This window comes from Xenorhabdus poinarii G6, assembly GCF_000968175.1.
Lineage (GTDB): Bacteria > Pseudomonadota > Gammaproteobacteria > Enterobacterales > Enterobacteriaceae > Xenorhabdus > Xenorhabdus poinarii.
This window is the reverse complement of record NZ_FO704551.1, coordinates 3,649,544-3,659,523: the sequence shown is the minus strand read 5'-3', so window position 1 is coordinate 3,659,523 and position 9,980 is coordinate 3,649,544. Positions and strand designations below refer to the sequence as shown.

The window sequence follows — 9,980 nt, the reverse complement described above, 5'->3', positions numbered from 1 at the left end:
TCGCTCCCCAATGATCCACATACGAGAGAGGCCGGGATCGAGATTAACGATCATAACGCAAAAGACGACATAGATCCTCATTCTTTTACACAGCTTTGACGCTTTTTATCCACAGGGAGATCACCACACTTTTGGCACTTGCAGAATATAAAGGCCCGCAAGAGATACTGTAGTGGAATCATGGCATATAGCAAACCAGATTTAACTTTTGTTTAAAATCAAACGTAAAAACAAAGCGATGATCACGTCTTTAAGTTGCAATGATCTGTGTATGATCCTTGCGATTTATTGCACAGTCCGTATAATCTTGCACCCTGCGTGTTATACCAACGATTTTTTCCGGTTATGTCTGGTGAGGATTTGGGGTAAGCGCTTCGGGTAGCAAAAAGTCTGGCCATGTCTGATGAATATTTGACTTCTGATTGAAGTGAAAATCAGACAGAAGGCGGCCAGGTTCGCGTCATCTTGGATTGACTAGGGGGGGTACATTTTATTACAATCCCCGCCTCTTTCTATATTGATGTTGCGATTGAGGCATCGGTGTCTACTTATTCTCACTGGTCGCCAACGCATTTGCTGAATCAGTAACAAATTTTAAGCTAGGTAGAAATCGCTATGAAACGCACTTTTCAACCATCCGTACTGAAGCGTAACCGTACTCACGGTTTCCGCGCTCGTATGGCCACTAAAAATGGTCGTCAGGTTCTGGCTCGCCGTCGTGCGAAAGGCCGTGCTCGTCTGACCGTTTCTAAGTAATAAAGCTAACCATACCAAGTGGTTAAGCTCGCTTTTCCGAGGGAGTTACGTTTGTTAACTCCCGAGCATTTCACTTATGTTTTCCAGCAGCCACAACGGGCAAGCTCCTCAGAAATTACGATTCTTGGGCGCTTGAATAAGCTGGGGCATCCCCGCATCGGTCTAACCATCGCCAAAAAAAATGTTAAACGCGCCCATGAGCGTAATCGTATCAAACGACTGGCTCGTGAAAGTTTTCGTTTAAATCAGCATAAATTACCTTCAATGGATTTTGTGATTTTGGTGAGGAAAGGGGTCTCTGAGCTTGATAACCGTGAGCTAACGGAAGCGTTGGGGAAATTATGGCGTCGTCATTGTCGCTTGGCTCGCGCCTCTTGATTGCCTTGATCAGAGGCTACCAGTTAGTGATTAGTCCACTACTGGGGCCTCGCTGTCGTTTCAATCCTACCTGTTCCCACTATGGCATAGAGGCATTGCGCAGGTTTGGAATGATAAAAGGCAGTTGGTTAACAGTGAAACGCGTATTAAAATGCCACCCTTTACACGAAGGTGGTGATGATCCTGTCCCACCTAAAAAAAACGACGATAACAGAGAACATTAACGATGGATTCGCAACGCAATCTTCTTCTCATCGCTTTGCTGTTTGTTTCGTTCTTGGTCTGGCAGGCGTGGGAAAAAGACAATAGCCCACAACCAACGGCCCAGATCACGCAGCAAGCAAATACGACGCTGAGTAGCGAAGTAAGCAGTGGGCAAGGTAAACTGATCACCGTGAAAACAGATGTGCTTTCATTGCATATCAATACCCGTGGCGGTGATATCGAGGAGGCTGATCTGCTGGCCTATCCTGATACCCTGGACTCTAAAACACCTTTCAAACTGCTGGAAACAACACCTGAGTTCACTTATCAGGCTCAGAGTGGGTTAACTGGACTTAATGGCCCGGATAACCAAACCGAACGTCCGTTTTATCATACCACTCAGGATCGCTTTGTTCTGGCGGATGGTCAGAATGAATTGCGTATTCCGATGACTTACACTGCGCCGAATGGTGTTGTTTATGTCAAAACCTTCGTTTTAAGACGCGGTGACTATGCGGTTTCCGTTGATTACAGCATCAATAACGTGACTGACCAACCGATGCAAATGGCGTTTTTCGGTCAGTTGAAGCAGAGCGTTGATCTACCGAAGCATCGTGATACTGGCAGCAGCAACTTTGCTCTACATACTTATCGTGGCGCTGCTTACTCTTCTGATGAAACGAAATACGAAAAATACAAATTCGACGATATTGAAAGTAAGGCGCTGTCCGTAACGACAAAAGGCGGCTGGATAGCGATGCTCCAGCAATATTTTGTGACTGCCTGGGTTCCGGGTGAGAGCAAAAACAGCACCTTCTATACCATTGATCTGAAAGATAAAAATTTAGCGATCATCGGGTATAAGGGTGAAAATGTTACTATCTCTCCTCATAGTAAGCAGAATATCTCTTCTACTCTGTGGGTCGGCCCTGAAATTCAGGATAAAATGGCGGCAATTGCACCACATCTGGATCTGACGGTCGATTACGGTTGGTTGTGGTTTATTTCTCAGCCGTTATTTAAATTACTGAAATTCCTGCACGAATTTATCGGTAACTGGGGCTTCTCGATTATTGCGATCACCTTTATCGTGCGCGGTATCATGTACCCGCTGACTAAGGCGCAATATACTTCGATGGCGAAAATGCGTCTGTTGCAGCCGAAAATCACAGCGATGCGTGAGCGTTTTGGTGATGATCGTCAGCGTATGAGCCAGGAAATGATGGCGTTGTACAAAACCGAGAAAGTTAACCCGCTGGGGGGTTGCCTTCCTCTGGTCATTCAGATGCCAATCTTCCTTGCTTTGTACTACATGCTGATGGGTTCAGTTGAACTGCGCCATGCCCCGTTTATTGGTTGGATTAAGGATTTGTCTGCGCAAGATCCTTACTACATCCTGCCATTGCTGATGGGGGGAACGATGTTTGTTATCCAGAAACTGTCACCCACTACCGTCACTGATCCAATGCAACAGAAGATCATGACTTACATGCCGGTCGTGTTTACTATCTTCTTCTTGTGGTTCCCATCGGGTTTGGTGCTGTATTACATCGTCAGTAACTTGGTGACGATTATCCAGCAGCAGGTTATTTTCCGTAGCCTGGAAAAACGTGGCTTACATACCCGTGAGAAAAAGTAGCGGTTTTTAAATAGAGATTTTTTTAAAATTAAGTGGAAGGCGGTCATTGACCGCCTTTATTATTTCAGTTTAATACCTCATAGATTTCAGATGACAGTCAACAAAGCAGCGGCTTGCTTGAATGATGACGGATACAGGTCAAGAGAGAGAACTTCATGAATACCACGGATACAATCGTTGCTCAGGCCACGCCTCCGGGGCGAGGTGGTGTAGGCATTCTGCGTATTTCTGGCCGAAAGGCGGCAGAGATCGCTCAAGTGGTATTGGGGAAATGCCCAAAACCCCGTTATGCGGATTACCTGCCTTTCCGTGATGTTGATGGTGCTGTGTTGGATCAGGGAATTGCCCTGTATTTCCCCGGCCCTCATTCGTTTACAGGAGAAGATGTGCTGGAGCTTCAGGGGCACGGCGGGCCCGTGATTCTGGATTTGCTGTTAAAACGTATCCTAGCCATTGCCGGTGTACGCATTGCGAATCCGGGGGAGTTTTCTGAACGAGCTTTCTTGAATGATAAACTCGATTTGGCGCAGGCTGAAGCTATTGCAGATTTAATCGATGCCAGCTCCGAACAAGCGGCACGCTCTGCGATGAATTCTTTGCAAGGAACGTTCTCTAACCAAGTCCATCGCATGGTAGAAGCGCTGACTCACTTGCGGATTTACGTTGAAGCTGCAATTGATTTTCCTGATGAAGAGATTGATTTTCTTTCCGATGGCAAGATAGAAGCCAAATTGGATGAGGTCATTGTAGAACTGGAGAGTGTTTGTTCACAGGCACGTCAGGGCAGCTTATTACGTGAAGGGATGAAAGTTGTGATCGCAGGGCGTCCAAATGCGGGTAAATCCAGTCTGCTTAATGCCCTGGCGGGACGTGAAGCGGCGATTGTGACGGATATTGCGGGTACAACGCGTGATGTTTTGCGTGAACATATTCATCTCGATGGTATGCCGCTGCATGTGATTGATACCGCGGGATTGCGTGAAGCCAGTGATGAAGTGGAGCGTATTGGTATCGAGCGGGCATGGCAAGAAATCGAGCAGGCTGATCGGGTGCTGTTTATGGTTGACAGTACGACAACCGACGCCGTTGAACCGGCACACATTTGGCCTGAATTTATGGCTAAACTGCCTGAATCCCTGCCGGTGACTGTTATTCGTAATAAGACCGATATGACCGGGGAAGAGACGGGGGTTTTAGACATCAGTGGCTATACCTTAATTCGTCTTTCGGCTCGTGATGGAAAAGGCGTCGATTTACTGCGTGATCATCTAAAAGAAACCATGGGTTTCAACAGTAATACTGAAGGTGGTTTTCTTGCCCGTCGTCGTCATTTACAGGCATTGAATATCGCGGCAGAACATTTACAGGAAGGCCATCAACAACTTGTCTTTGCCCGTTCAGGGGAACTATTGGCGGAAGAACTGCGTCTGGCACAGCAGGCATTGAGTGAAATCACAGGAGAGTTTACCTCTGATGATTTGTTAGGGCGGATTTTTTCGAGTTTCTGCATCGGGAAGTAAAACGCTCATTTCCCAATTAAACCTATCGAGATATCTCAAACCCTTTACAATCAATACGCTGTTTTTAAAGGGTTTTTTCAGGCTCTGTATCCCATGTCTTTTTACGTTCTTTAAGATTGTTTCTTAAGCGTAGATAAATCGATGCTTCGTGACATTTTATGACGGTTATATTCCTTATTGAATTTTAATCATTCTTATTTTGTGTGAGAAAGAGGATTGGTTATTTCTATTTTTTATGGGTGATAAATAAAATCCATTTTATTCTTTTTATTAATTAATTTTTATTGTGATGGTTTTATTTTTCGTTGTTTTTTATTTAAAACAACAGGTTAAGTGATAAGGCTTTGTCTGGATAGCATCGTGTCAATCAAATGCATTCATTCTAACGTTAAATGTTTGAAAATTAATTACAGATATAATTATTTTTATGATTTCAGGTTTGGTTTATTCATTGACACAAATAAACGAGTTGTGAGAATTTACTATTGACTTGCAGTTAATTATGAAACGTTTAATTTCTGGTGATATCATATATGAATAAATATATTTCTGTAGTATGTGAGGAACTATCGGCTATTCTGTTTATCGAAAAAAATGGTATTGATGAAAAATCTTCATTAATTAATGAATTGGGGGCTGATTCATTAGATGTGATTGATTTGTCATTTAATCTGAGTAAAAAGTTAAAAATAACGATGCCAACGAAAAGTGTTTTTGCTCATGCCAATGACATTCTCCCTGAAAGTTGTTTAGCGAGACTATTGGATGGCGATATCCTCACACATGAAGGCAAAGGGTTACTGATCCATAGTTGTTATCGTTATACAGAAGAACAGTTGAATGCTATTAACACGTTGGGTGATGTATTTGGTGAAACCAATGTCCATAATTGGGCTTCATTATGCCAGGCCGTGTGTGAATCCAATGGTAAAAGCGCAGATGAAGTTATTATTGGCGAAATAGAAAAATATTGTTCCGGTATACTCGCTAAATCATAATCGATTCTTCACCAACAAAGTGTGATAAAAATATAACAGTACGACTTTAATAGAATATTATTAAGGTAGAAATAACTATGGCTGGTATACCAACAGACAGCATTGTTGTCACCGGTTATGGTTTGATTGTTCGTCATCATGATTGCCCAAGTGATTTATTTAATTCATTGGCGGAAGGTAAATCTCTTATCTGTGAAGATGAGTTATTAAAGGAATATGGAATAAAAAATGTTCCTAGTGCCAAATTATCGTCGGAAGATATAGATAGGTTACGTAGTCAATTCTATTTTTCAGGACAATTATCCCGTAATCGTGTTTTTTTAATGGCTCATCGTGCAGCATTCAATAGCTTGCACATGGCTGGATTAACAGATAAAGAACTGACACAAACTCGTTGTGAATTATTTTTTGCGAATAATAAGCTATTTCTTGATAGCCAATCGTTGTCTCATTATTTCAATCATGAAGAGGGGGTTCATCTAGCAGATTATATTGATATTGAACGTTTCGGGAAATTAGTCCCCCCTTATGAACTGGCTGAGGCGTTAGCAACGTGTTTGCATGTTCCGGCCTTACCAAAGGTTTTCAGCGATGCGTGTACGGCAGGCATGAATGCACTTTATTCCGCTTATCAACATGTGAAAAGTGGGGAACTGGATATCGCATTGGTCGGCGCTTCGGAAGAAGCGACCCATCCAATTATGCATATCTTATTTAAAAAAATCGGGGCGCTTTATCATGGTCATTTTACGGAATTACATCAATGTTCACGCGCCTTTGATAAAGATCGAGCCGGTTGCGTGCTTGCTGATGCGGCGGCATTTTTAGTTGTAGAGCGACATTCCCATGCCGTTGCTAGAAAAGCCCCCATATTGGCTGAAATTGCAGGAATATCCCGCCAGTCGGAAGGGTATCGAATGACATCCACTGACTTATCCGGTCAATATTATCTCAATTCGATGTCTTTGGCTTTGCAGGATGCCGGCTTACCGCCGGAAAAGATCGATCATATCAATTCGCATGGGACTTCCACCGTGAATAATGATCTTGCTGAAAGCAGAGCGATTAATGCCCTTTTCTCCCATCAACCTCCGGTTATATCCACGAAATCAGCGACCGGGCATTCACTTGCTGTTAGTGGGTTATTGGAGGCCATTCTTTCCATTGAGACACTAAAAAATGGGCTTATGCTTCCGAGCCTGAATTTTACTGAGTCTGGAAAAATGGATGAAGTGATTAATATCAACCGCTCCGCAAAAGCCCTATCTGTCAATTACATCATGAGCAATTCTTTTGGTTTTGGCGGAGAAAATAGCAGTTTGATTTTGAAACGGGCTGGAGGGTAAATCATGGGCATTTATATTACCGGCGGAGTCAGCTTGCTGCCCGATGATTTGAGTATGGATAACATTATTGATGGCACGGTAAAAGAAGCGCGTTTGTCAGGCAATACTCTGCATTTACCCAATATTGTCGGTGAAAGGTTTATTCAAGCGGGGGCTTTTGTTATGCCTCCCGTGGACAAGATGATCCGGCGATCAGCACATGCGCAGAGCCAGTGGATACTCTATACCGGCATTAAAACCTGGGAAAACAGTATCGGGGCGCGTTTTTCTCCAGAACAGCGCGGGTTGTTTATTGGATTAGGGACAAGTGATTCAGACAATGATGTTTACTGCATCGCCTCTGGTACAAAGGATGAGGAAAGCTATGTTTCCAGAGCATTGGTGGAATTACCGCCACTGCTGGGATTGACGTTATTAAATACCTCTACGGCCAGCCAATTATCTCAGCATCTTGATATTCGTGGCGATAACGCGTTCTTTTCCCCTCATGTGGATGCCGGCGGTCAGGCTCTGCTGGAGGGGTATTACAGCCTTAAGGAACAACGCAGTCAGTTTGCTCTTTGCGGGGGGAATGGTCAGAAAATTTCACCGTGGTATTACCTGGCTTATGAGCGCCTTATAAAAGACAGGCCGTGGTTACCGGCCGAAGCGGCTTCATTCATCGCTCTGCATAACGAGAGTCAGAAAGCGGATAGTGAGATAACGCATGTTTATCGCATGACCTGCCAGCATCGCCATCAATATGCCCGTTTCTTATCCGCCGTGAGAGCCTGGGATTTACCACCAGAGCAAATCATCCAGGTTGGAAAAACGGAACGGGGACTTACTGCCCTGATTGAGGATTTTTTTCCTGATGTATTGCAGTTTAACCTTGATAAAGCCATAGGATATACCGGCGCGGCGGCGGCTTTCATTGCGGTGAATCTGGCGATTGAGATGGATAAGAAAGGGTTAATGGTCGATAACGTCAACTTAAATCTTACCCGTCGGCAACCGTATCGTATCGCATTGATCTTAGTGCATGGTCTGGAAAACCAGTGTATTGCTATTTTGCTGCGGATGGGAATGACGGTGAAGGAGGGGCGCGATGACTGACCGTCGTGTTGTTGTTACGGGGATGGGGATTGTCAGTGCTTTTGGTTCTCATCTTGATCTTTTCTGGCAGAAACTTTGCTCCGGCGAATCGGCCATAAAGCCACTGACATTGAAGGGTAATGGTGCATTACCGGTGAAATATGCCGCACAGGTTGGTTTTGATGCGCTGCTTGCTGAACATTCAGCCTATCTGCCCGACGCCGGTGTGACAGAGAAACGTGGTGTCATGGGGATTATTGCAGCAACTCAGGCTCTGGAAGATGCGGGGCTGACTCCTTTACAACTGGCTGATAATGTCATCGGTATTTATGGGTGTAGTGGCGTATCTGAAATATCTGAAGATGACCGCCATCAGTGGCGTAAAAGTCATGAAAATAAGCGCACTGCGAACAGCGATAGCCCATTATCGATACCCGCCTTGTTCGGAATACGCCATAACCTAAGCCCCTATTCTGGTTTGAGGAGCGGTAACGATGGCATGGTGACCGAGATTGCTCGCCGATTTGCTTTATCTGGGCCGGCGTTAAATGTGAATGCAGCTTGTGCCGGGGGAGCTCATGCGATTGGCCTGGCCTGTCAAGCGATCAAAAGGCAGGAAACGGACATCATGTTGGCGGGCGGGGCCGATTCAGTCATCAATCTGCGTACATTAGTCGGGTTGAAGTTGTTGGGGGCGGCTGCCGTCACAGAAAAATGGGGAAGCAAACTTTGTCGTCCCTTTGATAAACATCGTAGTGGACTCGTTGCAGGCGAAGGCGGGGCTTTTCTGGTACTTGAGAGTGAAGAAAGCGCGTTGCGCAGGCATGCCAAAATCTATGCAGAAGTGAAAGGTTATGGCGCTTCTCTGGATGCTTATAAATTAACCGCACCTCATCCTGATGGCATCAGTGCGGAAAACGCGATCAGGCACGCGATCCGAGATAGTGGATTACGTCCTGAACAAATCGATTATGTGAATGCTCACGGGACATCGACACCTCTGAATGATGAGCTGGAAACCGCCGTCATCAAACGTATTTTTGGTGCTCAGCCTCCTTTGGTGTCATCAACGAAATCCATGCTAGGACACTGGATCGCGGCGGCGGGCGCTATTGAAGCCGTAGCAACGGTTCTGACAGTGAAAAATAAGTTCATTCCTCCCACCATTAACCTTGAAACACCTGACCCGCTTTGTGATCTGGATTATGTACCACAACAAGGTCGGGCGGTTGCTATACAAAACGCGATAACAAACTCATTTGGCTTTGGTGGCATTAATTCGTGTCTGGTCATTGGGGACTATGATGGAAGGTAAAAAACTCACACTCGTTGGTTATCACCTAAACAGTGATCATCCACAATTTAATCGTTCGGCGGTTAATCCTGATGACAGTGCATTGGTTGAAAAGAGCAAGCTCAGACGTTTTTATTCTAGGGGCGCGAAAAAATGTCTGATTTCAACCAGAAAGCTATTACTCGAATCGGGGCTGAACATCCGTGATCCGGCAATAAAATTCGGCATGTATGCCAGCCAATATGGTTATCTTCATCCCATGCCCCACGAATTGTTACCCGAATGGAAACAGAATGGCGGCGTGAGTGAACATGATATTTATCAATCCATTTGGACATCAGCGCAGATAAACCCTTTTTTAATTACCTTGTCGCTCAGTAATAACCTACTGGGGGTACTTTCTCAGGAACTTGATCTTCAAGGTGACTGTGCTTCTTTTATCCGTGGAAATATAGGGTTGCTATCTGCATTTAAAGAAGCGGCGTTATTGCTGAATAACGGGGTCATTGATTATGCGTTCGTTGTGGCGTCGGGCATGGGGAAGGTGGATACGGGGATTTCTGAAGCGTTTGTCGAATTTGGTGTCACTTTCATTCTGACAAATGATCAGAAACCGCAACAACATAACCATTATCCGGGCATCGACATTACCTCGTTATGCCGAATGTATCGTGAAGGGGGTTACACCGCTGAAAACCTCTATTTTATCAAGGATATTTTAGCGCTCATGGATTCTCAGGCACGGATTGAAAGTCTTAACCAACAATAAGG

At 44.7% G+C, this 9,980-nt stretch carries 10 protein-coding genes; all 10 read left to right on the top strand.

Going from position 1 to position 9,980, the window contains the following annotated elements; translation table 11 throughout:
* Positions 1 to 615 precede the first annotated feature (615 nt).
* Positions 616 to 756 carry a 50S ribosomal protein L34 gene (gene rpmH / locus XPG1_RS16890; protein WP_038267117.1) on the top strand — a complete coding sequence of 47 codons (141 nt, stop codon included), beginning with the start codon at positions 616 to 618 and terminating at the stop codon, positions 754 to 756.
* A gap of 18 nt (positions 757 to 774) precedes the next feature.
* On the top strand, positions 775 to 1,134 hold the full coding sequence (rnpA, locus tag XPG1_RS16885; RefSeq protein ID WP_071825399.1) for a ribonuclease P protein component: 360 nt from the start codon (positions 775 to 777) through the stop codon (positions 1,132 to 1,134).
* The gene (gene yidD / locus XPG1_RS17840) at positions 1,098 to 1,358 is read left to right on the top strand and encodes a membrane protein insertion efficiency factor YidD (RefSeq protein ID WP_047771132.1); all 261 of its coding nucleotides are present in this window, start codon (positions 1,098 to 1,100) and stop codon (positions 1,356 to 1,358) included. Before rnpA ends, yidD begins: the two co-directional genes overlap by 37 nt.
* Positions 1,359 to 1,360: 2 nt before the next feature.
* Positions 1,361 to 2,977, top strand: coding sequence for a membrane protein insertase YidC (gene yidC / locus XPG1_RS16880; protein WP_045960271.1), 1,617 nt, complete (start codon positions 1,361 to 1,363; stop codon positions 2,975 to 2,977).
* Between the two features lie 155 nt (positions 2,978 to 3,132).
* Complete coding sequence (gene mnmE / locus XPG1_RS16875; RefSeq protein ID WP_045960270.1) at positions 3,133 to 4,497, top strand: tRNA uridine-5-carboxymethylaminomethyl(34) synthesis GTPase MnmE; 1,365 nt, start codon at positions 3,133 to 3,135, stop codon at positions 4,495 to 4,497.
* A 533-nt stretch (positions 4,498 to 5,030) separates the two neighbouring features.
* The gene (locus XPG1_RS16870) at positions 5,031 to 5,495 is read left to right on the top strand and encodes an acyl carrier protein (RefSeq protein WP_045960269.1); all 465 of its coding nucleotides are present in this window, start codon (positions 5,031 to 5,033) and stop codon (positions 5,493 to 5,495) included.
* Between the two features lie 77 nt (positions 5,496 to 5,572).
* Positions 5,573 to 6,841, top strand: a complete 1,269-nt coding sequence (locus tag XPG1_RS17175; RefSeq protein ID WP_052708335.1) for a beta-ketoacyl-[acyl-carrier-protein] synthase family protein — start codon at positions 5,573 to 5,575, stop codon at positions 6,839 to 6,841.
* A 3-nt stretch (positions 6,842 to 6,844) separates the two neighbouring features.
* A complete protein-coding gene (locus tag XPG1_RS16860; RefSeq protein ID WP_045960268.1) occupies positions 6,845 to 7,936 on the top strand; it encodes a hypothetical protein in 1,092 nt (363 codons plus the stop codon).
* Positions 7,929 to 9,230, top strand: a complete 1,302-nt coding sequence (locus tag XPG1_RS16855) for a beta-ketoacyl-[acyl-carrier-protein] synthase family protein (protein WP_045960267.1) — start codon at positions 7,929 to 7,931, stop codon at positions 9,228 to 9,230. Before XPG1_RS16860 ends, XPG1_RS16855 begins: the two co-directional genes overlap by 8 nt.
* A complete protein-coding gene (locus XPG1_RS16850; RefSeq protein WP_157879524.1) occupies positions 9,217 to 9,978 on the top strand; it encodes a hypothetical protein in 762 nt (253 codons plus the stop codon). Before XPG1_RS16855 ends, XPG1_RS16850 begins: the two co-directional genes overlap by 14 nt.
* Positions 9,979 to 9,980: the final 2 nt, after the last annotated feature.

Excerpts from the sequence above, each read along its gene's own strand:
- rpmH (WP_038267117.1), top strand. The coding sequence starts at position 616 with ATGAAACGCACTTTTCAACCATCCGTACTGAAGCGTAACCGTACTCAC.
- yidD (WP_047771132.1), top strand. The coding sequence starts at position 1,098 with ATGGCGTCGTCATTGTCGCTTGGCTCGCGCCTCTTGATTGCCTTGATC.
- yidC (WP_045960271.1), top strand. The coding sequence starts at position 1,361 with ATGGATTCGCAACGCAATCTTCTTCTCATCGCTTTGCTGTTTGTTTCG.
- mnmE (WP_045960270.1), top strand. The coding sequence starts at position 3,133 with ATGAATACCACGGATACAATCGTTGCTCAGGCCACGCCTCCGGGGCGA.
- XPG1_RS16870 (WP_045960269.1), top strand. The coding sequence starts at position 5,031 with ATGAATAAATATATTTCTGTAGTATGTGAGGAACTATCGGCTATTCTG.
- XPG1_RS17175 (WP_052708335.1), top strand. The coding sequence starts at position 5,573 with ATGGCTGGTATACCAACAGACAGCATTGTTGTCACCGGTTATGGTTTG.
- XPG1_RS16860 (WP_045960268.1), top strand. The coding sequence starts at position 6,845 with ATGGGCATTTATATTACCGGCGGAGTCAGCTTGCTGCCCGATGATTTG.
- XPG1_RS16855 (WP_045960267.1), top strand. The coding sequence starts at position 7,929 with ATGACTGACCGTCGTGTTGTTGTTACGGGGATGGGGATTGTCAGTGCT.
- XPG1_RS16850 (WP_157879524.1), top strand. The coding sequence starts at position 9,217 with ATGATGGAAGGTAAAAAACTCACACTCGTTGGTTATCACCTAAACAGT.